This window comes from Halorubrum ezzemoulense DSM 17463, assembly GCF_002114285.1.
GTDB lineage: Archaea > Halobacteriota > Halobacteria > Halobacteriales > Haloferacaceae > Halorubrum > Halorubrum ezzemoulense.
Genome location: NZ_NEDJ01000004.1, coordinates 12,264 through 37,779 on the forward strand (window position 1 = coordinate 12,264; position 25,516 = coordinate 37,779).

17 protein-coding genes are annotated in these 25,516 nt (G+C 66.1%); 7 read left to right on the forward strand and 10 right to left on the reverse strand.

Annotated features, from left to right (window positions below; genetic code table 11):
* Nucleotides 1-45 precede the first annotated feature (45 nt).
* Entirely contained in the window at nucleotides 46-1,410 is a 1,365-nt protein-coding gene (locus tag B9H04_RS02200; RefSeq protein WP_085682405.1) for a hypothetical protein, read from the reverse strand.
* Nucleotides 1,411-1,508: 98 nt separating this feature from the next.
* Between B9H04_RS02200 and glmM the strand changes: the two genes are divergently transcribed.
* Nucleotides 1,509-2,849 (forward strand): phosphoglucosamine mutase, encoded by a 1,341-nt coding sequence (glmM, locus tag B9H04_RS02205; protein WP_085682406.1) that lies wholly within the window; start codon nucleotides 1,509-1,511, stop codon nucleotides 2,847-2,849.
* Nucleotides 2,850-2,902: 53 nt separating this feature from the next.
* The gene (gene glmU, locus B9H04_RS02210) at nucleotides 2,903-4,111 is read left to right on the forward strand and encodes a bifunctional sugar-1-phosphate nucleotidylyltransferase/acetyltransferase (protein WP_085682407.1); all 1,209 of its coding nucleotides are present in this window, start codon (nucleotides 2,903-2,905) and stop codon (nucleotides 4,109-4,111) included.
* 74 nt (nucleotides 4,112-4,185) lie between these two features.
* Here glmU and B9H04_RS02215 read toward each other — a convergent pair whose 3' ends face one another.
* Nucleotides 4,186-6,405 carry a hypothetical protein gene (locus tag B9H04_RS02215; RefSeq protein WP_049929705.1) on the reverse strand — a complete coding sequence of 740 codons (2,220 nt, stop codon included), beginning with the start codon at nucleotides 6,403-6,405 and terminating at the stop codon, nucleotides 4,186-4,188.
* Nucleotides 6,406-6,514: 109 nt separating this feature from the next.
* On the opposite strand from B9H04_RS02215, the gene B9H04_RS02220 reads away from it, so the two are divergent.
* The gene (locus tag B9H04_RS02220) at nucleotides 6,515-7,678 is read left to right on the forward strand and encodes a sensor histidine kinase (protein ID WP_211216851.1); all 1,164 of its coding nucleotides are present in this window, start codon (nucleotides 6,515-6,517) and stop codon (nucleotides 7,676-7,678) included.
* Here the strand turns inward: B9H04_RS02220 and B9H04_RS02225 are convergent.
* The 3 genes from B9H04_RS02225 to B9H04_RS02235 all read right to left on the reverse strand — a co-directional run bounded on the left by B9H04_RS02225 (nucleotide 7,675) and on the right by B9H04_RS02235 (nucleotide 11,275).
* Entirely contained in the window at nucleotides 7,675-9,654 is a 1,980-nt protein-coding gene (locus B9H04_RS02225; RefSeq protein ID WP_085682408.1) for a glycosyltransferase family 2 protein, read from the reverse strand. The genes B9H04_RS02220 and B9H04_RS02225 overlap by 4 nt on opposite strands.
* Complete coding sequence (locus B9H04_RS02230) at nucleotides 9,651-10,718, reverse strand: HEAT repeat domain-containing protein (protein WP_049930097.1); 1,068 nt, start codon at nucleotides 10,716-10,718, stop codon at nucleotides 9,651-9,653. Before B9H04_RS02230 ends, B9H04_RS02225 begins: the two co-directional genes overlap by 4 nt.
* Nucleotides 10,719-10,894: 176 nt before the next feature.
* The gene (locus B9H04_RS02235; protein ID WP_085682409.1) at nucleotides 10,895-11,275 is read right to left on the reverse strand and encodes a response regulator transcription factor; all 381 of its coding nucleotides are present in this window, start codon (nucleotides 11,273-11,275) and stop codon (nucleotides 10,895-10,897) included.
* Nucleotides 11,276-11,367: 92 nt separating this feature from the next.
* Here B9H04_RS02235 and B9H04_RS02240 point away from each other — a divergent pair, with 92 nt between their 5' ends.
* Both B9H04_RS02240 and glmS read left to right on the forward strand, forming a co-directional pair.
* Complete coding sequence (locus B9H04_RS02240) at nucleotides 11,368-12,543, forward strand: sugar phosphate nucleotidyltransferase (RefSeq protein WP_080508535.1); 1,176 nt, start codon at nucleotides 11,368-11,370, stop codon at nucleotides 12,541-12,543.
* A 2-nt stretch (nucleotides 12,544-12,545) separates the two neighbouring features.
* Entirely contained in the window at nucleotides 12,546-14,438 is a 1,893-nt protein-coding gene (glmS, locus tag B9H04_RS02245) for a glutamine--fructose-6-phosphate transaminase (isomerizing) (RefSeq protein ID WP_049929708.1), read from the forward strand.
* Nucleotides 14,439-14,457: 19 nt separating this feature from the next.
* Here the strand turns inward: glmS and aglM are convergent, their stop codons facing one another.
* The 3 genes from aglM to B9H04_RS02260 all read right to left on the reverse strand — a co-directional run bounded on the left by aglM (nucleotide 14,458) and on the right by B9H04_RS02260 (nucleotide 18,878).
* Entirely contained in the window at nucleotides 14,458-15,768 is a 1,311-nt protein-coding gene (gene aglM / locus B9H04_RS02250) for a UDP-glucose 6-dehydrogenase AglM (protein ID WP_049929709.1), read from the reverse strand.
* Nucleotides 15,769-15,919: 151 nt separating this feature from the next.
* Nucleotides 15,920-16,741, reverse strand: coding sequence for an SWIM zinc finger family protein (locus tag B9H04_RS02255; RefSeq protein WP_085682410.1), 822 nt, complete (start codon nucleotides 16,739-16,741; stop codon nucleotides 15,920-15,922).
* Nucleotides 16,742-17,681: 940 nt separating this feature from the next.
* The gene (locus tag B9H04_RS02260) at nucleotides 17,682-18,878 is read right to left on the reverse strand and encodes an orc1/cdc6 family replication initiation protein (protein ID WP_049929711.1); all 1,197 of its coding nucleotides are present in this window, start codon (nucleotides 18,876-18,878) and stop codon (nucleotides 17,682-17,684) included.
* Nucleotides 18,879-19,435: 557 nt separating this feature from the next.
* Between B9H04_RS02260 and B9H04_RS02270 the strand changes: the two genes are divergently transcribed.
* The gene (locus B9H04_RS02270; RefSeq protein WP_049929712.1) at nucleotides 19,436-19,705 is read left to right on the forward strand and encodes an AbrB/MazE/SpoVT family DNA-binding domain-containing protein; all 270 of its coding nucleotides are present in this window, start codon (nucleotides 19,436-19,438) and stop codon (nucleotides 19,703-19,705) included.
* Between the two features lie 3 nt (nucleotides 19,706-19,708).
* Here B9H04_RS02270 and B9H04_RS02275 read toward each other — a convergent pair whose 3' ends face one another.
* Together B9H04_RS02275 and B9H04_RS02280 are read right to left on the reverse strand one after the other, a co-directional pair.
* Nucleotides 19,709-20,392: an HNH endonuclease family protein gene (locus B9H04_RS02275; protein WP_080508536.1), complete on the reverse strand. Its 684-nt coding sequence runs from the start codon at nucleotides 20,390-20,392 to the stop codon at nucleotides 19,709-19,711.
* A gap of 1,512 nt (nucleotides 20,393-21,904) precedes the next feature.
* A complete protein-coding gene (locus tag B9H04_RS02280) occupies nucleotides 21,905-22,675 on the reverse strand; it encodes a hypothetical protein (RefSeq protein ID WP_049929714.1) in 771 nt (256 codons plus the stop codon).
* A gap of 879 nt (nucleotides 22,676-23,554) precedes the next feature.
* Here B9H04_RS02280 and B9H04_RS02285 point away from each other — a divergent pair.
* Entirely contained in the window at nucleotides 23,555-25,429 is a 1,875-nt protein-coding gene (locus B9H04_RS02285; protein WP_211216852.1) for a hypothetical protein, read from the forward strand.
* The last annotated feature ends 87 nt before the right edge of the window (nucleotides 25,430-25,516 follow it).

Below are 25,516 nucleotides of genomic sequence, written 5' to 3' on the forward strand. Positions count from 1 at the left end.
GCCGGCGGCCCGTCGCCCCCTCGACGGCCGGAGCGCCGCGGCCGATCAGTCGGGGTCGAGAATCGCGTCCCGTAGCGGCGGGAACGCCTCTAATTTGGCGCGCCCGACCAGCGCGTAGAGGTACGCCTCCAACCGTTCGCGCCACATCGGCCGGTCGCGGCCGCCGCCGAACCCGACCTCCGCGACCTGGAGGTCCTCGACCGCGCGGCCGATCTGCGTGACGAGCAGGGGTTCAGGGGCGGAGCCGACGACCGACTCGTAGGTCGCCTGCGCCCGGCGCTTCGCGGCGAGGGTGTGGCCCGAGTCGAACGCGGTGTCGTCCGGCTCGACGACGAGCCGGTCGACTGCCGTCCCGTGGGCACGACGGCGCGCTACCCCGATCGAGAGCGCGACGGTCCGCAACGCGAGCAGGTCCGTGTCGATCGGCGTCCGCCACGGAACGGGCGCGGTCGATCCGAGACACCACCGCGCCAGCCGCGAGTGCGCGAACTCCCACGGCCCGTACTCGTCGACCTCCCCGACGTACCGGTCCCGGACATCGTCCCGGGACGGGTACTCGCGGAGGTCGGCGCGGAAGCGCTCGGCGGCCGCGCGCAGCGCCTCCGCGTGCGGGCCCGTGTCGCTCCCGAGGCGGTCGAAGAGGGTGTCGCGGTACCGCTCCGCGGTCATGGCGTCGACCTCGCCTCGGAGCAGCGCGGCCGTCACCTCACCTGCGACTTCCGGGTCGACCGCGTCGGCGGAGGCGTCGCTTTCGCCCCCAGAATCGGCGTTTTGCCCTGAGTCGGAATCGTCCGTGAGCGCGCGGGCCGCCAGCGCGCTCGCCGACTGCACCTCGCCCTCGATGCGGACGTACCCCCCGAGGTCGCGCGCGGGATCCGTCGTCGGGTAGGGCTTCAGGTCGTCCGCGACCGCCCGCGCGCGGTCCGTCAGTACGGCGGCGCGGTCGCGGAGCGTCGCCCGGTCGACCGCGTCCTGCTCGGCGCGGGCGTACCCCAGCGCCTCGCCCGCGAACTGGAGGCCGTACCGCGCTCGGAACAGGGCCGTGTCGTGGTCGGCCTCGTCGAGCGCCTCGCGGGCGTCCTCGAGCCAGCCGCCCGCATCCGTCGTGATCGGCGCGGCGTCGTCCCCGACGGAGTCCATCTCGGCCCACCGGCGCCGGCTCTCCGCGACCGTTTCCGCGAGCGTCTCGACGGCCTCGCGGGCGTGCGCCTCGGTCACCGGCGGCCGCCAGAGGGCGCCGACCTCCGGCGGGGTCGGGTAATGCGTCGTCGCCGCGTCCGTGATCGAGTCCGGCAGCGCGGTCGGTTCCGTCACGCCGACGACCGCGGTGCCGCCGGCGAGTACCGCGGCGCCGCCGCCGAGCGTCGCCAAAACCGTCCGTCTGCTAACCGAGGAGGGGTCGGGGACCATGCGCGAGGCTGCGGGGTTCGATCGGTAAAAGCCTTGGAGCGATTCCGTTCTGGCCGCCGTCCCGAACCGTCTTTGCGGTGGCCGGCGATCGCCTCGGTATGTTCGGCACCAGCGGCGTTCGCGGCCCGGTCGGCGACGAGGTCACGGCGGCCCTCGCGCTCGACGTGGGGCGCGCGCTCGCGACGGACGGCGCGGAGACGGTCGTGATCGGGCGCGACGCCCGGGACAGCGGCGCGATGCTCACGCGGGCGCTCGCCGCGGGACTCACCGAGTGCGGGAGCGACGTGATCGACGTCGGCGTCGAGGCGACCCCGACGGTTGCGCGCGCGGTCGCCCGGGAGGGCGCGAACGCCGGCGCCGTCGTCACGGCCTCGCACAACCCCGCGCCCGACAACGGTATCAAGCTCTGGACGGCGTCCGGGCGCGCCTTCGACGAGGACCGGAACGATCGGGTCGCCGAGATCATCGGGACGGAGGCGTTCGATCTCGCGGGCCACGACGGGATCGGCACGGTCGAGACGCGCGACGCGGTCGCGGGCGGCGACGCGCGACGACGCCACGAGCGCGCGCTGCGCGAGACCGTTCCGCTGCCGGACGACCTCTCTGTCGTCGTCGACCTCGGCAACGGCGTCGGGCGCGTCACCGCCGACGCGCTCCACGCCGCGGGCTGCGACGTCGAGACGCTCAACGGGCAGCGCGACGGTCGGTTCCCGGGGCGACCGAGCGAGCCGACCGCGGCGAACTGCGAGACCGCCTGCGAGGTGGTCGCCGCGACCGACGCCGACCTCGGGCTGGTCCACGACGGCGACGCCGATCGCCTGATGGCGGTCGACGAGCGCGGGCGGTTCGTCGCCGGCGACGCGCTACTCGCGCTGTTCGCCCGCCGCGAGGCCGGCGCGGGCGACCGCGTCGCGGTCCCGGTCGACACGAGCCTCCTCGTCGCGGACGCGCTGAGCGAAGTCGACGCCGCGGTCACGTACACGCCCGTCGGCGACGCGTACGTGGCCGCGGAGGCGGCGAAGCCCGGCGTCGCCTTCGGCGGCGAGCCGAGCGGCGCGTGGATCTGGCCGGACCGGACGCTGTGTCCCGACGGCCCGCTCGCGGCCTGTATCCTGACCGCGCTCGTCGGCGCGGAGGGATCGCTGGCGGCGCTCGTCGACGGCCTCCCCGAGTACCCGATCCGCCGCGACTCCGTGCGCACGGGCCGGAAGTCCGAGACCGTCGAGCGCGTCGGCGAGGCCGCGGCCGCCGAGTACGACGACGTGTCGACCCTCGACGGCGTCCGTGTCGAGACGGACGCGGGCTGGTTCCTCGTGCGCGCGAGCGGAACCGAGCCGCTGGTGCGGATCACGGCCGAAGCGCGCGACGAGGCCGACGCAGACGCGCTGTTCGAGACGGCGCGCGGGCTCATCGATCGAGCGGACGCGCGCCTCGACTGACGCCCCGGATCCGACCGCAGTCAATAAACCTCGGCCCGCCGTCGGCTCCGCACATGTACGGAGTCGTGCTCGCGGCCGGCCGCGGGACTCGGATGCGACCGCTGACGGACCGCCGCCCGAAACCGCTGCTGCCGGTCGGGGACCGCTCGCTGCTCGAACGGGTGTTCGACACGGCCCGCGACGTGGTCGACGAGTTCGTCGTCGTGACGGGGTACCGCGGCGACGCGATCCGCGATGCCGTTGGCGAGTCGTACCGCGGCCGCCCGGTCCACTACGTCGAGCAGGCCGAGGCGCTGGGGACGGCCCACGCCGTCGCGCAGGCCGAACCGGTCGTCGACGACGACTTCCTCGTGCTCAACGGCGACGTGGTCGTCGACGCGTCGCTCCCGGACGCGCTCGCCGAGGCCGGCGCCCCCGCTATCGCCGCCACCGAGGTCGAGGACCCACGGGCGTACGGCGTGCTCTCGGTCGGCGACGACGGAGCGCTCGCCGGGATCGTCGAGAAGCCTGACGACCCGCCGACGACCCTCGCGAACGTCGGCTGTTACGCGTTCGAACCGGAGGTGTTCGAGTACATCGAGGACACCCCGGAGAGCGAGCGCGGCGAGTACGAGATCACGACGACGATCGACCGATTGCTCGGTGACGGTCGGCGGATCGCGGTCGCGACCTACGACGGGACGTGGCTCGACGTGGGGCGCCCGTGGGAGCTGTTGGAAGCGAACGAGCTGGCGCTGGCGGCACTCGACGACGGAACGGCGATCGGCGGTACCGTCGAGGACGGCGTCGAGCTCCGCGGCCCGGTCGTCGTCGAAGACGGCGCGCGCGTCCGCTCGGGGGCGTACGTCGAGGGGCCGGCGCTGATCCGCGAGGGCGCGGACGTGGGGCCGAACGCCTACCTGCGCGGGGCCACCGTTGTTGGACCGGACGCCCACGTCGGCCACGCCGTCGAGGTGAAGAACTCGGTGCTAATGGCCGGCGCGTCGGTCGGGCACCTCTCGTACGTCGGCGACTCCGTGCTGGGCCGCGGCGTCAACTTCGGCGCGGGAACGAACGTCGCCAACCTCCGCCACGACGGCGAGAACGTGCGGCTGACGGTGAAAGGCGAGCGCGTCGACACCGGGCGCCGCAAGCTGGGCGCGATCGTCGGCGGCGGTGCGAAGACCGGCATCAACACCGCCCTGAACGCCGGCGTCCAACTGGGGGCCGGCGAGACCACCGGGCCGGGTGAGTCGCTGACGCGGGACCGGCTCTCCGAATAGGGGGCTCGGGTCGCGCTCGGCGACGCGTGAACCGGGGTCGGCCGCTCGGGACGCCTGCGCGGCGACCGCTCGCGTTATTCTCCGTTCGCGTAGCGCCCGAACACGTCGCCCACGATCCGACCGGACTCCTTGAGCCGTTCCGTGTACGCCGGTCGGTCCCACGTCGGCGGCTCGAACCGGAGGGAGCGCAGGCTCCCGTCAGGGACGCCCGGAACCGCGTGCGTCAGGTTCGTCTCGGCGTCGAGTTCGGCCGCGGTCCCGTCTGCGTCGACCGGGACGTAGGAGGCCGCGGCGACGTCGATCGCCTCGAACGTCTCGTAGTCGTCGAGTCCCTCGCTCCAGAAGTCGCCCAGCCGACGGCGGCGACTCGGGTCGGCGACGTTGAGCAGCTGCCAGGGGAGCCTGACCTCGATCGCGTCGTTCGACGGCGAGACGTGGACGTCAGCGAGCGAGTCGTACCGGTCGGAGTCCGGGTTCCCGTTACCGTAGCGGAGCCGTCCGGTCTCCACCGACTCGAACGGAACGCGCTCGCCGGTCTTCGGAACCGTGTAGCCGCGATTGATCACCAGCCGCAGCGGCGAGAAGACGCCCGGGTCCGGCTCCCGGTAGCGGTCGAGGTCGAGCCCGGCCTCTGCGCCGTACTCGTACGCGAAGGCGTCGTAGCGGGGACGGACGGTCACTCGAGAGGCATCGGGACCGCCGAGGCGGACGACGAAGTCGGCCGGTGCCGCCGCACCGAGACCGTGCGGGAGCGCTCGCTCGCCCCGGTCGGTGAGCCCGATCGCGAGGAGGTAGTTGGTCGCGTCCCAGTCGACCCCGCCGCCGAGGGCGTCCGCTTCGATCCTGACAGAGAGGTACGCCGCGTCGCTCGTGACGCGGAGCCCGGTCAGTTCGCGGCTCGCGTCCGCGCCGTCGCCGAGCCGGACGGGGTCGCGCTCGGGCGTCGCGGTGGCCGCGTCCGCCCACGCGTCGGCCGACCCGTCGAGCGGAACGGCGCCCGCGGGGTCGAACGCGAGCAGGCCGAACCGCTGTTCGGGCGTCTGGACGTTCGACCAGAACGGCCGACGGTCGGAGTCGGAGAACGGGGCGAGGTTCCACGTCCGCTTGAACCACTCGTCGTGCCAGCTGAAGGCGATCCCGCCGAGCGTGCCGGCCTCACGGATGTCCTCGTACATGGCGGCGAGGATCTCTCCCTGCTCCGTCTCGGTGTGTCGGCCCTGATCGCGGCCGTGAACGTCGCGCTGGGCGATTCCGCGGGAGGCCGGGACGCCGAACTCGGCGACGAGCAGCGGGTGGTCGGTCGCGCCGACGAGGTCGTTCAGGTAGCCGGCGTAGCTGTTCGGCTCGCCGCGGTGGTCGACGTAGTTCGCGTACTCGGGCGTCTCGTTCAACAGCGGCGGGTAGTAGGGGTACACGTGGTACGCCGCGAACGTGCCGGCCTCGGACGCGTCGGTCGCCTGGATCGCGTCGGGGTCGACGGAAACGGAGTCCTCGTCGTGGAACGGCTCGTACGGGTGTTCGAGCGGGTCGGTCGTCACCCAGTTCGTGAACGCCGCCGGGCGCTGCGCGCCGTACTCGTCCGCCTCGTACGCGACGGCGGCGTCGAGGCGGGCCGCGAGCCACGCCTCGAAGGGGCTCGCCGCTGGCGCGGCGAAGAACTCGCCGTCGTAGCCGGTCGCCTCGCCGAGCCGGTCGGTCTCCCGAACGACCGCCGGCGGCCACTCGATGCCGACGACGTAGCCGAGGACGGCGTTGCTCACGTCGGCGTCGTACGTGCCGCTGGCGTACCCGGGCTCCGGGTCGATCGTCGTCGCGCCGTGGACGGCGTCGACCACCTGCCGCATTGAGCGGTCGAACGAGGGCGACAGCGCGGTCGCGTCGCCCGCCTCCCGGAGGGTCTCCTCCCCGATCCAGTTGCCGTGGATGACGTAGATCGGGTCCGCGTGCGACCGGTTGTACGCCGCGAGCGCCCGGTAGAACGCGGGCGGGTGGACGGTGTACACCCTGACGACGTTGACGTTCAGCTCGCCCATCAGCCCCAGCCACCGGTCGTACTCGGCGCGAGTGATCGCCGCCTCGCCGGGGAACCGGCCGGGCTTGGCCATCCCGAGGTTCACGCCGCGGACCGACAGAGAGTCGAACGCCCCGCCGTCGACCGCGACCTCGAACCCGTCGTCGCCGACGCGGAACCGGCGCGGCGGGCCCTCGCTCAAGCCGAGACCGCGGAAGCCGCAGCCGGCGGTCCCGACCGCACCGGCGACCCCGACGCGACCGAGGAATCGGCGTCTGCGCATGAGGGCACGTGTCGGCGGACCGGAATAAGGCTGTCTTCGGCCCGGTCCGAGATGCGGTTTTATGCCGGACCCGCGACAAACCGGATCCTAGCCAGCGACCCGCTTCACCATGGTATCTGACACGTCTCGTTCCGAACCGTTCAAGAGCCTGCTACAGCTGACCGCGACCGACCAGTCGACCGAGGAGCGCCTCCTGAAGGCGATAGACGTCGGCCGGGAGTACCTCGGCGTCGACAACGGCGTGCTCTCGTACACCGGCGAGGGGCGCTACGAGGTGGTCGAGACGAACATCCAGACCGGCCCCTACACCCAGGGGGGCGTCGTCGACCTCGACGGGACGTGGTGTCGCCACGTCGTCGAAAGCGGCGAGGCGATGGGCTTCGCGGACGCGAGCGAAACCGAGTACCGCGACGACCGCGCGCTGGAGACGACCGGGCTCCACTGCTACGTCGGCGCCGAGGTGACCGTCGACGGAGAGACGTACGGAACGCTCTGCTTCTCCGACGACGTTCCGCGAGACGACCCGATCACAGACGCCGAGCGCGACTTCGTCTCGGTGCTCGCGCGGTGGGTGAGCACCGAGCTCGAACGGCGGAAACACTACGCGGAGCTGCGCGAACAGAACGAGCGCCTCGACGAGTTCACCGGGATCGTCGCGCACGACCTCCGGAACCCGCTGTCGGGGGCCATCGGCTTCGTCGAACTCGCGCAGGAGCGCGTCAGCGGGCAGACGGCCGAGTTCCTCGACCGCGTCCGGGGGGCGCTCGACCGGATGGAGTCGATGATCGCGGAGTGCCTGATCCTCGCGAAGGAGGGCGCCGACGTGGGCGAGCGGAGTTCGGTCGCGCTCGAACCCCTCGTCAGAGAGGCGTGGGACACGGTCCAGACGCGCGACGCGACGCTGACGGTGGACGTGGCCTCCGAGACGGCTATCGTCGCCGACGAGATGCGCCTCCGACGGCTCTTCGAGAACCTCTTCCGCAACAGCGTGGAACACGGCGGGCCGGGCGTCTCGGTGACCGTGACCGGCGACGCGGACGGCTTCGTGATCGCGGACGACGGGCCCGGGCTCCCGCCGGCGGTCGAGGCGGCGCTCACCGCGGCCGACGCGGAGAATGTCAAGTCGTTCGGGCTCGGGCTGTTGGTCGTCCAGCGCGTGGTGACGGGCCACGGCTGGGACCTCGCCGTCGACAGCGACGACGACGGGACGCGGTTCGCCGTGAGCGACGTCAACGCCGCGGAGCCGGTCCACAAGGCGCTGCGCTCGGACTAACTGCCCCCGTCGAGGACCCAGACGAACCCCTCGTCGCCGGCGCCGTCCAGGGGGTCGCGAGTCCAGACGAATCCGCCGTCAGCGGGGCCGAGCGACGGGTCGGTGACCCAGACGAACCCGCCGTCACCGACCCCTTCCGAGAAGTCGGTCGTCGCCGCGGGCCGCGCGGATCCGTCGTCGTCGAGCGCGATGACGAACCCCCCGTCGCCGGCGCCGAGCGACGGGTCGGTGACCCAGACGAATCCCCCGTCGCCGACCCCCTCCGAGAAGTCGGTCGTCCAGACGAATCCCCCGTCGCCGGCGCCGGCGGTCAGCTCCCCGCTCGGGACGAACCGGCCGGTGCTCTCGTCGGCCGCGACCCCGGCGAGCCAGCGGAACCCGTCCGTGTCCGACGCGTCGACGAGCCGGTCGACCCAGACGAATCCGCCGTCGTCCGCCGCCGCCGCGGCGGCACCCGTTTCGGACGCCGAATCGTCCGGTCCGGCCTCTGAGTCCGTCGCCGCGGCCGTTGCGACACCTGGCCCGGCGGCGCCCGCCGCCTCGGCGCTGTCGGTCCCCGCATCGCCGAAGCCCCGCCGCTCCATGGCGCCCCACGACTGGTCGCCGCGGAGGTACTCGATCAGGCCGTGCCAGGCGACGATCGTCTTCCACTGGCGGTAGCCGAAGTTCTCTAACACGCCGTACCAGAGCAGTCGGAGGACTTCCCACGGGGACTCGTAGCGGTTGTAGCTCCACACCTCGCTGAACACGCCGAACCAGGAGAGGAACACGCCGGCGCCGACCGTGAGCAGCAGGAAGAGGAGGAAGAACTCGACGTTGAGGATGCCGAGGTACCACCCCAGCGGAAGCAACACGTAGCCGAACCCCTCGATGAGCGGGCCGAGCGCCTCGGCGGCGGTGAAGAACGGTAACACGACCGTGCCGACGCGACCGTACGCCCGACGGAAGAACATCCGCCGGCTCGCGACAACGGTCTCCATCATGCCGCGGTACCAGCGCCGCCGCTGGCGCCCCAGCGTCCGGAGCGTCTCCGGGACTTCGGTCCACGCGACGGGCTCCGGGACGAACTCGATCCGGTAGTCGACGTCGTTGTCCGAGAGGTGTTCGTGGAGGCGGACCACCACGTCGAAGTCCTCCGTGATCGTGTCGTGGCGGTAGCCGCCGATCTCGCGGACGCGGTCGGTCCGAAACACGCCGAACGCGCCGGAGATGAGGATCAGCCCCTTCAGCCGGGCGAGCCCGAGCCGCCCCGAGTAGAACGCCCGCAGGTACTCCATCACCTGAACGCCCGCGAGCCCGGTCTTCGGGAGGTTCACCTCCTTGACCTGTCCGTCCTGAACGACGCACTCGTTCGCCACGCGGATCGTGCCCCCGCTGGCGACCGTCCGCGAGGGCTCCTCGAGGAACGGCGCGACGACGTCTAACAACGCGTCGCGGTCGATCACGGTGTCCGCGTCGACCGCGCAGAACAGCTCTTGGTCGGTGAGCCAGACGCCGGCGTTGAGCGCGTCGCTCTTCCCGCCGTTCTCCTTGTCGACCACGAGGAGGTCCTCGTGGGTCGCGGAGCGGTACACGCCCCGGATCGGCTCCGAGGGCACGTCGTACGGCACCTCGGCGTCGACCGGGCGGAGCCCGAACGCCTCTTCGAGCCGTTCGAGCGTGGCGTCCGAGGAGCCGTCGTTGACCACGACGATCTCCTGGTCGGGGTAGTTGAGCGCGAGCATCGAGCGCACGCTCTCGACGATGCTCGCCGCCTCGTTGTACGCCGGCACGACCATCGCGACGCCGGGGTAGAACGGGCTGTCGAACGCGCGGAACGACGGGGTCCACTCCGACTCGCGGACGCTGTCCCGGAGCTGTACCAGCGCGAGCACGTGGATCAGCAGGTAGCCGACGTTGATCAGCAGGTAGTACGTGACGATGAACACGCCGGACCCGACGACGAGCGTCGTCCCGAGGGCTTCGAGCGTCGTCATCCGCGCACCTCGTCGTGGAGCCGGTCGCGGTCGCGGGAGATGTCTCGCGCGAGCCGATCGAAGCGGGCGTGCTCGACCGCCCACGCCCACGCGACGTCGAATGCGGCGGTCTCGTCGACGGAGCGACCGTTGGCGGACGCGGTTCGGTCCGCCCCGAGGTCGGCGCGCGGCGGGTCGTTCGGGTCCACCGCTTCCGCCGAGGTCCGCTGTGAGACCAGCGTCTCGGCCGCGGTGACCCGCGCCCGCGCGTCGGGGTCCGCGGTCCCGGCGGCCTCGATCGCCGCGATCGCCTCCGCGTCCCCCCACGTCCCGAGCGCTCGGTACGCGCTCGCGCGGACCGGCGGGGTCGGGTCGGCGGCGATCGCGGCGAGGTCGACGGTGTCCCTGACCGCCCGGTTCCACCCGTACGCGCCCAGCGCCCGCCACGCTGCCGACCGGACGCTCGGGTCGGGGCTCGACAGCGACCCGACGACCCACGAGAGATCGGCATCCCCGACCACGGTGGTGAGGTGGCGGACGACGAGCAGCGCCTGCCGCTGGAGCGCCGGCGGCCACCTCGCGAAGTCGGCGGCCGCCCGCTCGAAGAACGGGCTCGGGTCGCGCTCGGCGACGCGGTACAGCGTGTCGACGCCGAACACCGAGAACGACTCCGGCTCGTCGCGGAGGAGCAGGTCGACGCCGGTCGTCGCGCAGTCGTCCGTCTCGGCCGCGTACAGTATCCGAGCGGCCGCGGCGCGCTCCCGCGGCGTCTCGGTACAGTGCGTTCTGAGCAGGTCGCGGTCGGGCGCGTCGCGGAGCAGGGCGAGCCAGACGAGCGCGTGGGTGCGGTCCCAGTAGCCGCCGTTCGCGATCTCGCGGCGGGCCCGCTCGTGGACGCCCAGTGCTCGCCCGAGTCCGGCCAGCGCGTCGGCGTCGCGACCGTCGAGCTCGCGGAGGTACACGTCGAGCAGCGACTCCAGTTCGTCCCGCTCCGCCGCCGAGAGGCCGGCGACCCACTCGTCCCACGCCGGGTCGTCGCGGCCGTAGAGCCGGTCGAGGAGCTCCGACCGCAGCGCGGCGCGCATCGGGACGCGACGTCGACGTCGCCGGGCCGCGAGAAGCGAGTACCCGAGCGTGAGGACGGCGGCCGCGAACAGCAGCGAGCCGAGCACGACGACGGCGAGCGAGAGCGTCCCCGACTGAGGACCCGCGAGCGGACCGTACACGGACGTCGCCGTGGTCGGGGCCGCGAGCGGCACGGTTACGCCTCGACCAGTCGGTCTATCCGGGCCAGCAGTTCGTTCGGGCTGAACGGCTTCGTGGGGTACTCGTCGGCGCCGGAGTCGAGCCCCTTCAACACGTCGGCCTCTTGGCCGCGCGAGGTGAGCATCACGACGGGGACCTCGGGGTCGACCGCGAGCTCGCCGCGCCGGATCGTCCGCAGCAGCTGAGTACCCTTCATCCGCGGCATCATCACGTCGAGGACGACCACGTCGGGGGCGGCGTCGGCCTCGTCTAACGCCTGCCGGCACTCCTCGCCGTCGAGACACACCGTTAGGTCGTACCCCGCGTTCGACAGTTTGTACTGGAGGATCGACCGGATCGTCTCGTCGTCGTCCGCGATGACGGCCGATTTAGCCACGTCAGAAATATGTTCGGTTGGCCACTTTACTTTTCGGCACCGACGCTCGGTCCCACGAACGATTTAAATCGCGGCGGACGGACCGTTCCCGTATGGGAAGCGAATCCGTGACCGCGGTGATCCTCGCCGCGGGCGAGGGACGGCGCCTGACGCCGCTGACGAACCGGCGGCCGAAGCCGATGGTGCCGGTGGCGAACCGGCCCCTGCTCGAACACGTGGTCGAGGCGATCACGGCGACGGCGATCGACCGGATCGTCCTCGTCGTCGGCTACGAGCAGGAGCGCATCCGGAACCACTTCGGCGACGGCGACGACTGGGGGGTGACGATCGAGTACGTCGAGCAGTCGACCCAGCTGGGAACCGGCCACGCCGTGTTACAGGCCGAGCCGGTCGTCGACGGCCCGTTCGTCGTGCTCAACGGCGATCGGATCGTCGACCCCGCCGTCGTCTCGCAGGTCCGCGACCGGGCGATCGACGACGACCTCCCCGCGATGGCCGTCACGACCGCCGCGAACCCGCGCCAGTACGGCGTGGTGACGCTCGACGGCGACCGCGTGACTGACATCGACGAGAAGCCGGAGGGGGCCGTCGAGACGAACCAGATCAACGCCGGCGTCTACGCCTTCTCCCCGGCCGTCTTCGACGCGATCCGCGAGACGCACGTGGCCGGCGAGCTGGCGATCACGGCGACGCTCGACGACCTCGCCGCGACCGAAACGCTGTCCGCCGTCCGGTACGACGGCCGCTGGCTCGACGTGTCGAACCTGTGGGACCTTCTGACCGTGAACGCGGCACTGATCGGCGATTTCGGGGCGTCGGACGCCGACGGTCCCACCTTCGGCGACTCGGTGACCGTCGCCGACGACGCCGCGCTCGCGGGTAACGTCCGCGTGGGCCCGAACGTGACGATCGGCGGCAGCACCGCGGTCGGCAGTAACGCGACCGTCGAGGCGGGCGCGGTCGTGGAGAACGCCGTGATCTTCCCCGACGCCGTGATCGGCGCCGGGGCGGTGGTCAGGGACGCGATCGTCGCCGGCAACGCCCGGATCGGTCCGAACGCGACGGTCGCCGGCGGCCCGGCGACGGTCGTCGTGGGCGACACCGTCCACCGCGGCGTTGAGCTCGGCGGCGTGGTCGGCGACAACGCCACCGTCGGGAGCGGCGCGACGCTCGCCGACGGCGCGGTCGTCGGCGACGACGTCACCGCCGACGCGGGGGTCGTGATCGACGGGCGGATCGAGTCGGGCGCGGTCGTTCGGAGGGGATAACGATGTGTGGAATCACCGGCTACATCGGCGACGGTATCGCGCTGGACGACGGAGAGTCGGCCGCGAACGACGGGGCGACCGGCGACGCCGCGGGCGACGGGGGCGGGTTCGCCCGCGTGGGCGACATCGTCCACGAGGGGCTCCGCAATCTAGAGTACCGCGGCTACGACTCGGCGGGGGTCGCGCTCGTCGGCGAGGCGAGCGGGCTCACCGTCGCGAAGCGGTCGGGCGAGGTCGACAACCTCACCGTGCCCGACGTGGCCGACGCGGCGCTCGGGATCGGGCACACGCGCTGGAGCACGCACGGTCCGCCGACGGATGAGAACGCCCATCCGCACACCGACTGCGTCGGCGACATCGCCGTCGTCCACAACGGGATCGTCGAGAACCACGAGGCGCTCAAGACGGAGCTGTCCGACCACGAGTTCACGAGCGACACCGACACCGAGGTCATCCCGCACCTGATCGAGGAGGAACTCGCGGCGGTGTCGGGCGCCGGCGGCCTCCTCGACGCGGTGCGGGCCGTCGAGAGCCGGCTGGAGGGGAGCTACGCGATCTGTGCGGTCCGCGATGGCGACGACCGGATCGTCGTGGCGCGCCGGGGCAGCCCCCTCGTGTTGGGCCACGACGAGGACGCCACCTTCGTCGCCAGCGACGTGACGGCGTTCCTCGAACACACCCGGGACGTGACCTACCTCGAAGACGGCGACGTGGCGTCGCTGTCGGCCGAGGGCGTCGAGGTCTACGCCGACGGCGAGCTGGTCGACCGCGAGACGGAGACGGTGACGTGGGAGGCCGACGCGGCCGAGAAGGGCGGCTACGAACACTACATGCGGAAGGAAATCCACGAGCAGCCGGAGTCGCTGCGCCAGACCATCGCGGGACGGCTCGACGTCGACGCCGGTGACGCCGACCTCGACGTCTCCTTCCCGCCGGGCTTCCTCGCGGACCTCGAAGAGATCCAGATCGTTGCCTGCGGCACCTCAAACTACGCCGGGCGGTACGCCGCGCGGCTGTTCGAGGACCTGTCCGGCGTGCGCGCGACCGTCGAGACCGCGAGCGAGTACGAGTTCGGCGCCGGGCGCAGTCCGGACCGGACGCTCGTGGTCGCGGTGACACAGAGCGGTGAGACCGCGGACACGCTCGGCGCGGTCCGGCGCGCGAATGCCGCCGGCGCGCGGACGTTCGCCGTGACGAACACCCTCGGCAGTACCGTCACACGCGAGGTCGACGATACCGCGTTCATCCGCGCCGGCCCGGAGATCGGCGTGGCCGCGACGAAGACGTTCGCCTCGCAGGTGGCGACGCTGACGATGCTCGCGGTGGCGATCGGCCGCGAGCGCGGGGCCTTGGCCGCCGCCGACGCGCGGCCCGTGCTGGAGGGGCTCCGCGACCTCCCCGGCGCGGTCCAGCAGGTGCTTGACAACGAGGACGCGGTGCGCGAGGCCGCGACCGAGTACGGCGACAGCGGGGCGTTCTTCTTCGTCGGGCGGCAGCTCGGTGTGCCCGTCGCCCTGGAGGGCGCGCTGAAACTCAAAGAGATCTCCTACGACCACGCCGAGGGATTCCCCGCCGGCGAGCTGAAACACGGCCCGCTCGCGCTCGTGACGCCCGACACCCCCGTGCTGGCCGTCTTGACCGACGGCGCGCGCGCCGATGAGACGATGAACAACGTGACCGAGGCGCAGACGCGCGGCGCGCCCGCGATCGGGTGTGTGTCCGCTGGCGAGGAGTACGCCACGCTGGACGTGTCGCTTCCGGTCCCGGACGTTGGGATCGCAGAACCGCTCGTCGCGAACGTCTACCTCCAGCTGTTCGCGTACCACGTGGCGAACGATAAGGGCCGATCGATCGACAAGCCGCGGAACCTCGCGAAGAGCGTCACGGTGGAGTAGTCGAACAGCATTCCGGCTCTTACCAGGTCAGCCCTTCATAGATAATCCCGTCGCGGCGCTCGATAATCCGCCGCCCGTCGACGACGATCGGGGTCGCCATCGCGTCGAACTCCTCGTCGAGCGCGGCGAACTCGTCCCAGTCCGTGACGATGACTGCGCCGTCGGCGCCCTCAAGCGCCGCCGCGGCCGAGTCGACGTAGGTCACGTCGTCGACGTAGTCGGGAGCGTTGTCGGCCGCGACCGGATCGTAGGCGGTGACCGTCGCGCCGCGCGCCTGAAGATCGCGGATCACCGGAATCGCGCGTGAGTTCCGCATGTCGTCGGTGCCGGGCTTGAACGCGAGGCCGAGGACGGCAATCTGTGCGCCCTCGAACTCCCCGTCGAGATGGTCCGCAAGCAGGGCAACTAGCCGTTCCGGCTGTCGATTGTTAACATCGATAGCCGCATTGAGGACTGCCGGATCGTAGCCCGTCCCCTCCGCAGCCGAGATTATTGCGCGAACGTCTTTTGGAAAACAACTCCCCCCAAACCCCACGCCGCTCTGAAGGAACTGCTCGCTGATCCGGTCATCCAAACCGATCGCGTCGGCCACCTCGTACGCGTCGACACCCAGCTCTTTACAGATGTTCCCGATGTCGTTGATGAGACTCACCTTTGCCGCGAGGAAACTATTGTTAGCGTATTTGATCATTTCGGCGGTCCGCGTATCGGTCTCGACGACCGGCGCGTCAGCCGCCTCGACGAGCGGGTCGAACACCGATCGCATGTCCTCGAGCGCGCGGTCATCGTCCGCGCCGAGGACGACCTTGTCCGGATTGAGGAAGTCATGGACAGCCGTGCCTTCGCGCAGGAACTCCGGATTCATCCCGACGCCGAAGTCCTCGCCGGCGGTCTTGCCGCTTTCTACCTCCAGGATCGGCGTGATCGTGTCCGGGGTTGAGCCGGGAACGACTGTGCTCTTCACGACGACGGTGTGCCAGTCAGCCGCGTCGGCGAGCGTCTCGCCAAGTTGGCTGGCTCCCGCTTCCATGATCGACAGGTCGATACTGCCGTCGTCATTCTGCGGGGTCGGGAGACAGAGGAACGTCACCTTGGTGTCGACCACGGCGTCGTAGTCGGTGGTCGCGCGGAGGCGACCGGTGCCCTCAGGCCCGGCGTGTTCGACGATGAGTTCCGAGAGGCCTTCCTCGTGGATCGGGGCCTCGCCGGCGTTGATCGTCTCGACGACCGTCTCGTCGATGTCGATGTTGATCACGTCGTGGCCGAGGTCCGCGAAACACGCCGCGACGGTCGTCCCGACGTAGCCGCTGCCGACGACGGAGATGCGCATCTTTGCCGTCCCTTCGGGAATCACCGATAAGAAACGTGTGATCGGGGGAGCGGCCGTACGGTTAGTCGGGCGACCGTACCGTATTCGTAGAAACGCTTACGAACGACGATCCCCTCGAGCGGTCACCCGATCACGCGGCTGGTACCGGGTCTCACCCGTCCGATCCATCTACCAGTTCCTCTTTCAGGTCAGCCGTCGCCCGCTCGAACTGGTCAGCGAGATACGGCGTCCCCGACTCTATCCGTTCCTCGAGGAAGGCGACGGCGTCCGTGGCTCCGTCGGCCTCTCGGTCTGCGGCCGCCGCGCAGTCGACGTACCCATCGAGCGCTCGCGTGAACGCCCGCGAGAAGTGGTCGTACGCGCCGTCGACACGCTCCATGTTGTCGTCAAGCGACTCGACGAGCGCCCGGTAGACCGCAGCCGCCGACGCGTCACGGCCCTGCTTACGGTACTCGTCCGCGAGATCGAACCACTCCGAGAAGTCGATCGGCTCGAAGACGACGTAGTACTCGGGGTTCGTCTCCTCGAACCGCCGATCGATGGCAGCGCGCAGCTCGTCGACCGACCGCGTCGAGGACTCCCCGAAGCTGGCGAAAAACTGCTCGCGGAGGGCGGCGTCGGTCGCCAACGCCTCGCGAAAGAACTCTCGCAAGGCGTCGGGGTCAGCAGGGTCGAGCGCGGCGTCGAGACGGTCTCCCTCGTCGGCCGGAAGGTCGTTGAGACAGCAGAGCAATACGGCGACGACGTGCTTACATGCTCCCGGTCCGTCGTACGGACAATTGCACCACGGGTCGAATCCGTCGGCCGCGAAATCGACGCGAACGTCGTACTGGCGGCTCCCGCTCACGACGGCGGTTACGGTAGTGTCGACGCGGTGGATCTCGCGGATACGACCCTCGGTGAGGTAGTTCTCACCGCGCTCGAAGACCGCATCCGTACAGATTTCCCGAATCGCATCCTCGGTCACGCCCATGGTCGCAAGGAATATTCCGTCGCCACCTCGAAAAATTTGCGCTTGGATCGCTAGAACCCGTCAGGATCAGCGTCGTTGCGGATCTTCAGGACAGCGGGCAGCGACTCGATGGCCTACACGGCGTGTAAATCGGTGCGACCGCCCGCGCACAGTATGGATCGGTTCTGACGGCGAACATCGATCACTTCGAGCGTCTCGAGAACATGCGGGTGATCGACTGGACTACGACTACGTTTTGGCGCGTGGCAGCTGGGACTGAAAGAGTCCATTTCGTTTGTCTTTGCCGAGTGTCACAGAGAGAGCCGTGTCAGCTTCATGGCGTTTTTCGAGGGCAATCTCCGGATCGAGATCGGCTTGGTACCCGCAGTACCAAACACCGTCTTTGTTGTGGGTAAGTCTGCTTGGCAGCGATACTATGGCTCTCGGACACCCCTCGTTTCGTCTGTTCTCCGGTATAGAACTAGTATGATTCGATCGAAGTCGGCCAGCATGGGAAGAACAAGCTAGATACACCCAGTTTTACAAGTGAAACTGGGACGAGTGGACCTGAAGAACTAACTTCACTTACAAAGGTGAAGTGTCTCTCGGCTTTTGACAGCGTGTCACCCAAGAGTGAGAGAGTACGTTTCGTCTGTCTTTGTGAGTAGCTTTTTGCTGTCATCCCGCTATCGCTGTCACAGACAGACGAAACGTACTCTCTATTGTGGGGACGGGGAGAGTACTTTACTTTTAAAGACTACAACACTCTACCGCCGGTCGATAGTGATCTCGAGGTCTCGAACACCCCTCGTTTCGTCTGTTCTGTTCTCTACAATGAGTGGTGGCTCTGTCTCATTCGAATCACACCCCTCGTTTCGTCTGTTCTGTTCTCTACAATGAGTGGTGGCTCTGTCTCATTCGAATCACACCCCTCGTTTCGTCTGTTCTTCGGTTTAAACAGCTACGGCTGATTCTCAATCGACTCGCGCGTCTCCAGGATAATGTCGGGATCTAACGCGAGTTCGTATCGGTAGTGAACACCACCTGCGCGTCCTTCGTTCTGTTCGGTTCGTTCGAGAAACCCGAGCATCGTGAGATCCGCGAGATGGTTCTGGATACTTTTTAATGTAGTCAGCGGATCGTGATCCCAGTTTCGTGCGACGCGTTCGTACGCCGCCTGAATCTCTTTTGACCGTGCAGGAATATCCTCGTTCACTTCGATCCGTGCGAGCGACTCTAAGATGAGCTGCCCGTGCATGGTCTGGTCGCGCAGCTTGTCTTGGACACGGCCTCGCTGGACACGCGCCGCAGCCACCTCGATATGGTCGTCGGTGATCGCCGTCGCTCCCTGTTCTTCAGCGACATCGCCGCCCTCGCGGAGGAGGTCAATCGCCTGCCGTGCGCTTCCGGTATCTTTCGCGGCCTTCGCGGCTGCGAGCCTAATAGCGGAGTCTTCACATGCTCCATCAACAAGTGCCTTCTCAGCTCTAGCGGTGAGGATCGACTGGAGTTCATCTGCGTCGTACGGCGAAAAGGCCAGTTCCTTCTCCATCAGCGTGTCTTTGACTTTGGGACTCAGTGACGAGCGAAACGTGTAATTATTGCTGATCCCGATCACGCCGACTCGCGCCGCGTTGAGGTGGTCATTCGCTCGTGCACGAGGGAGTTCGTACAGTAACGAATCAGGATCAGAAAGGTGGTCGATCTCGTCCAGAATGAATAGAAACGTGCCACCACGCGACTCCATTTCCTCGTACAACGTTTCGAGGGCGTGCGACGTCGAGAGGCCGGTTTCCGGAAATTTCTCTCCGGCATCTCCACGGAGACTATTTATAAGCGATCGAACCGTTCTGTACACGCTGTCGTCGTTACAGTTCCGGAAATGAACGTGGAGTTCCTCGGCTTCATCCCGCCGCTTTACTTCCGTCTGGAGGGCGCTCATCATGTACTCCGTGACCGCCGTCTTCCCGACACCGGTTTTCCCATAAATGAACACGTTTGCGGGATTTCGGCCGAAAAGCACGTCTTTGAGTGCCGATCGATACGCGTCAATTTCATCGTCTCGTTCGACGATAACGTCCGGACGATACTCCTCCGAGAGAATAGATTTGTCCTCAAAAAGGGTTTCAGTCATCTCCGTGAAGAGATCTTCAGACATTGTTGATATTCTGAGTAACACTACTTACTAACTTAAGAGTGACGTTTGTCTGTTTACTGTGTTTCGTCTGTTTTCTCGATACAGCCGGAGGGAGGATCAGTACCCGAACTCCGTGATACAGAACAGACGAAATGAGGGGTGAGGTTGATCGCCACCAGTGATGCACCCCATCGCCCTACTGCGAGAACAGACGAAATGAGGGGTGTCTGCCCGACATGCCCCGACCCTCGGTTACTAACACGGAAACAGACGAATTGGCATCTTCTCCGCCCTGAAGGCGGGGTTTTAGCCTTGTAAGTTCCATACTCTGCTCGACCTCGTAGCCGACGACGGTGAGTTCGGTGGCTTCCGAGTCGATCAGGCTCTCGAAGACATCCTCTATCAGGGACGTTCCGATACCTTCGACGAGCGCCTTCGGCTTGTCTTCCGTGAGGGCTGGAGGCGCGTACTCTTGCTCGCGGCGAGGACGACTGCTTGCATGGGTGCGAGGTCTGACCGTTCTCCAAACGTCCACATGCGGCGCAACATGTATTGTGTGTGAGCTTGGACTGCTGCGTATGGCGACTGAAGGAACTCCCGAGGAAACCAAGGTCAGCGATCGGGGTATGGTCACGATCCCGGCGGACCTCCGTCGACGTCTTGACATCGAGCCCGGCGACAAACTCCGGTGGAACGTTGATGAAAAAGGGAACCTCTCTGTGGAGATCGTCAAGCAGTGGTACGGCTCGTTCGACGACTTCGATCCAGTCTCGATGGAGGGCGGTGGGTCTGAAACCCATGACCTCGCAGGTCACGAGGACGATCCCGTCTTCTCGGAGACCAACTGATGACTATCCTACTGTTCGGTTCGATCGCTTGCCATCGTTAGCGCCGTACTCGAGGATGACGTCGACATCAGCGATCGGTTTACGGTCGACGGGGTGCCAGACACTATCGGTCCATTTATCGACGACACGCCACCACCCCGGGCCGTCGTGACGTTCAACGAACCGTATTCGGTAGCGTCCGGAGTCTTCGAGTGTGTACTCGATGGTGGCTTCCTGGATATCTGCTGGCTGTTCACGGTGGCCGCCGTCACTCCAGATTGCGTCCGCGTTGAACTCGCCATTGGAGTCAGTGACGTCTCGTTCGTATCGGAGATACGACGTACTCCGGGGGGTGCCGTCGTCGTCTCCGTACCGCCACGCAGCTTCTTTTGCTGTCAGCTGTGGCGTCTCGGCGTATTCTTTCCGGTGGGCGTTCCACGCATGCCGATCCGAGATTGGGAGCTGGCGGTGCCACTGCCGGTACGGCGGCTCGTCTACCCGGTGGATATGGACATGACAACTCTGACACAGCGGGATGGCGTTCGCGACTCGATCATCTGTATCGTCGCCGTTGAGATGGTGTAACGAGAGTTTGTCCTGTTGTCCCCCGCCGACAGCCGCTTGGAGCCAGCCTTCCGGCGACCGCCCGCAGATCAAACACTCACGGCCCCATGCATCATACACTGCTTGTCGGAATTCGTCTGTCATCGTGATCGAGCTGGTGAGCCGTTCAGATGTGAGCCCCACACGGTACCGGTCGCGTTGGTTGATGTCGATTCAGGTGTCCATAGCACGCCCGAAATCGACAAACGAGATACGGAGCACTCGCTGTCAATTTGAGGCGTGACTCGTTGGGTGTTCCAACTCATTACACTGAGGGGGCGAACGGGAGGCTTTGCTTCCCCTTTCTTTCGCCCTCTCACTTTCACCGAGGGATACAAACAGATCGGCTGGACCGATCTCGAAATACGGGATATCCACCTATATATAGAGATCAGGCTGATACCTCCAGCTCTAGGTGGAAGTACAGTCCATCGAGTTCGTCTCTTTCTTTTTGGCCGATCAGAAGAGAACACTCACTGTACTATACTCACAGATAGTCGAAAAATACCACTCAAATTAGGGTACTCCAGCGGTACTTCTAGTATGTGTTAAGCTTATACTTAGTGTGAGAAGGGTGAGTACCATTCCACGCTAAATCCCATGACGGGGTGGTTCACACACTATCTGTGACCGATTGAATATAAGAATAACAACCCCCTCACCGGAACTGAGTGTGAGAAAGCCACCAAGCCAGCGGGCCACCACGGAGGGAAAAAGAAACAGATCGAACGCACCCAGACACCGCCATCTAGAAAACCCTCCCACTAGCGTCGGCGACGGCGTCCGTACAGGCTGACGGGATCGACACCCGTAGAAACGACCCCACGACTGTACTGCGACGCAAGGATAGACATCCCACCTGACGGGCCCCCGCTCTCACGAACGGACTGGGTAATCGAATCCCCGTGCTCCCAAAGCGGTCCTGACTCAGAGAGACCGATTGGACGCATGACACAGACGCATCGATGATGGTGGCGGCGTGTTCACCAATCCTGGCTTGCGAAGGGCATTCACACCGATCTGAGAACCACCGTGGTGTTACTTTTTTTGCTGCGTGTTGAGATACTGCGACGACCCTCGATCTCCCCTCCGATTACCGACATCGGCTATCCGTTCACTAGGGGGTGGGTGCACCAACAACTGCGGTTTAGATCAGCGAAATACTCAGATTTTATAGATACGGGATCGAGACTCAGAACTTTCCTGAAGAGCGCGGGTGAAACCCGAATCGGATCTGCGTTGGCGCCCGCCAGCATCTACCATTGGTTGTGTTGGTTGTCCCTTTTTGCTTTTGATATCACATCTCAGATATATAGTGCGACAGCAGGTGGATTCCTTTGGCTGGTTGGTCATTGTTATTCTTATATCCAATCGGTTCCAGCTAGGATGACTCGCTGTCGTCTTGCGGTTTAGTGTTCTGTAGGGTGACGCGTGTACACCCTACTCTGTCGTAGATTCACCCTAGTATATGGAGGCCTCACAGTAGTATGTCCAGCTGATCGTCTCCGAAAGAGAATATGTTTCTGCTGTCTGGACCCTCGCTGTCGTCGCAGTTGTCACCAAGCGCTGTCTAAGCCAATAGTCGATCCACAAGACGACGATTCGATGACGGCAATATCAACACGACTCAGAATATTGATATCCTGCCTTCAGCTGATCGAGAATCTCGACAAACGCGGCAGCGATTCCGATCGAGAACATCGCCCAGAGGACACCGGCGACGGGGAGTGTCACAGTTCCGTCAGCGATCGTGATCAGTCCAACGGATAGGGCTGTCAGTGCCACACCGGCGGTGCTGAAGCTCATCCCAGCGCCCCAAGGATTCGAAAGCCGACCACCCGCGAGTTGCGCGGGAATCACTGCTGGTCGATCAGCGGTCTCAGGGAGGGGCCAGACTGTCGTCTTGACGTCGTCTCTTGGGCTCGGATCGTCCATCGTGATCTGATCTCGGATGTCGTCAGGGTGTGTTCGATCAAAGGCTGGGGCGACGTCCCGTTCCGCTGGGAGCCCCAATTTCTTATCTGAGCCGTCTTCGACCTGTTCGAGAATCCCAACCGCAACCAAATTCTTGAATGTCGTCCTGTTGGTGTCTCTCCCTGGTTTTTTTGTATGGTTGAGCTGGAACTTTTTGTGTTGATCAATGAGGGTCTGGAGCCGAAACCACCGTTGATCTGTCGCACCCGTCCGCAGTTGGACTAAATGGAAGGCGGTTATTGGATAGAAACAGTGGTGGCGTTGTCCTTCCGTACGGATGCCTGCTAGGCTCGGAAAGATATCCTTGAGGGCGTGTGTCTCGCTCTGGTCAATTTCATCGAAGACCCAGTCTGGTAAGTGATCGCCCAGATCCTGATCGAGTGCTCGATCAATATTGATAGTGTCTGTAGTCATTAGTTTCTGTACCGCAGTGCGTCGTTTTGAATCTTTTTCTGAAAATGATAGACGTGTGACTAGCCCGCATATGTGTGCTGCGGGTTTTGATCTCGATCGTCTTGAGAACAGACTCTCCATATTTCACAGAAGATTATTTCTATCACTAGATAGTTCTCCGAGAAAATCGGATGTTGTCGTTTTCTCCTTCTGAATATTGACGTATCGGTTCTCTTTGCTCACTAAACTAATGAGTGGTTAGTGTCCTCTATCAATATAAATACATCGACTAATAGAGACTCGTCGATCGGTCGGCGCGGATTATCTTCCTCCCGTCACTCTCTCTAGTCACACGAGAGGGCAACTGCCACACCAACGGACGAACCGAGAGCTCACAACTGACTGCGTCGGCAGACTCTAACGCACCGACACTCCGATATACATGACCAATTACACTGTCGCTTTCCCCCCACGCCGGCTGGCTGCGGCGAGGATGACCCAACTGGCAGCACCGGGGAACACGATCGGCAACGACCAGAACGCCGCGCTCGCGAGAAGGATCGACACCATCACCGACGGACGCCTCGGGCACCGCTAACCGAGCACGGATACACTGTACAGATGTTCAAACGCGTTCCAAACGCGGCTGATCCGCCGGACGCACAGACGCCAGCGATCGCGCGACATGGCGCAGTTCACGCTTGCGAAAGCGGTGTCGACGATCCCTCATACCGGATCTCTACGTCGCTTGCTCTGGCACTATCCCGGGTCCTGACACGCGGACTCGGAGAAACAGGGTATCCGTCGATCGAGCTGCTCGGGCTGACCGGCGTCGAGGTTCCCACTGTCGTGCTCCACGGGAGCGGAACAGAGATGCATAATACGGGGTGGATAGGTCCCGTGTCGACGCCGTCGACACAAGAGCCGAGCGAGGCGTTAGCGGCGATCTGTACCGAGGAGTTCCCGGACTGGTACGGCATCGAAACGGGAACGCTCGTTCTCGATACGGTCGGGCTGGCCGCGGTCCCGACAAGTCGGCTCGTCGTTCGCGAGGGGGCACCTGATGCGGCAACGCTCGATTCGCTACTGCGGACGATTCTCACCCGTAACCACAATCGCAACGTCCCGACGCTCTGTCAGCTGCTCGTCCGTCTCGCAGGAACCGATCAGTATCAGGTGACGGCTCGCGTCGCCGAACTCGGGGTCCCGTGCCGCCCCCTCGGTCGGTACGGGCTGGCGTCGTCGCTGGCGTCGCCGGCGCCCTGTCCGATCGATCGCGAAACGCCGTCGGAGATCACCTCTAGTCGGTGTCTGGCGACCGACAGGTGGGAGACCAGCATTGAGTCCGGTCATACTCGGACACCAGGGCTGGCGGCGAGCGACGGACTCACGCCCGCATCGGACGCGGCGGTGACGGCCTTAGAGCTCCGGACCAGCACCCACGAGTTCGCGTCGTTGCTGGCGGGGACGGCGGGTGCGGAACCGTATACATCGCTGGGGGTTGCGCCGACGATGACCCTCTCGGAGCCGGGGTTGGCGGCGCTTGTTGACGTCACGCCGCACTACGAATCCTGCGACTGGCCGGTAGCACCGTCACGGTTCGCGCCGCGGTTCATCCGCGACACGGTCCATTCTGACGCCGCTGGGACGGACAACGAGTCAGTCCTCGCCGGTCCACAACGGCTCATGACGTTGCTTGGCGTCCAAGACGGGAACTCGATTCCCGACTTTGTCGACGGGTGGCTCTCGGAGAGCGGTATTACTCACGAGTCGGTCGCTGACCGCTCACGTGGTGACCCGCACTTTCGGGGACATCCGCATGACCCGGAGGGACCTGTCGTGGTCGCCGACCCGGAGGCCGACCCGACGGAGAATATCCTCACGTCTGCTGGGGGACTCATTATGGCGGCGAATCGGGCGCGCCGATCAGACGCACATCTCCTCGTGATCACGCCCTCAGAGCAGACTGCCGAGTGGGCCAGAGACGTGCTGACAGTCCCTTATCTTCGCCGTCAGGGCGATACCGCGCAGCTGTACACCGTCCCGATGGACATCCAGACAGTACAAGGTGATGTCGTCGTTGCTCCCCGGGAGTCGGACCCCGTCTACTGGACCGTCTCCGATACTGGCCGCCGAGCGGTCTATCAAGGGGATCGGTGTCTCGCGTCGGGGCCGGTGACGGAGCCGATCGCCTCGTACGCCTTCGAGGCGCCGCGGGTGCGCAAGCGCGACGGCTCGCTGTACGTCATGACTCCCGAGGGAGACGTTCGAAAACGGTTCGCCTCTGCCGAGGCTCTCCATGCCGAGTATTTGGGCGTGCCGCGTCCGATCATGCCAGTCCGACCGCTGTTCTGTACGGATGTCACGGTCGCCGCCCGGGATGGCAGTTCTCTCCGTGAACCGCCCGTCCCATTCGGCCAGTTCGAGGGGTCGGATCACCAGCGCCGCCCAGAACATTACAAGCGCGGACTCGTGGAGTTCATCGAGACTTACACGCGACGGACATCGACGCAACCGTCCGCTGACACCAGCACCGCACCGCGGTTCGTCGAGCAGTTCCGGCGTTGGTATGACGGACATTCGACCCGATCACCACCGTCGCGATTGCGCGTTGCTGATCAGATAGATCAGCTCCGGGGGCGCAGCGAGATCACCGACGCCGGGGCATTGACCCGCCATTCGTGGTGGACCCCGGCTGACTCGCTCCCGCTCGCACTCGCACACGGCCACGCTGACGACACAATCGTCGCAGCTGACCACCCGAACACAAACTAACCACTTCATGAACAACACTGAACTCGAATTGATCGATCTGCTAAGCGGGAGTCACCACAGCCTATCACGGCTGGGGGGGCTCCACGC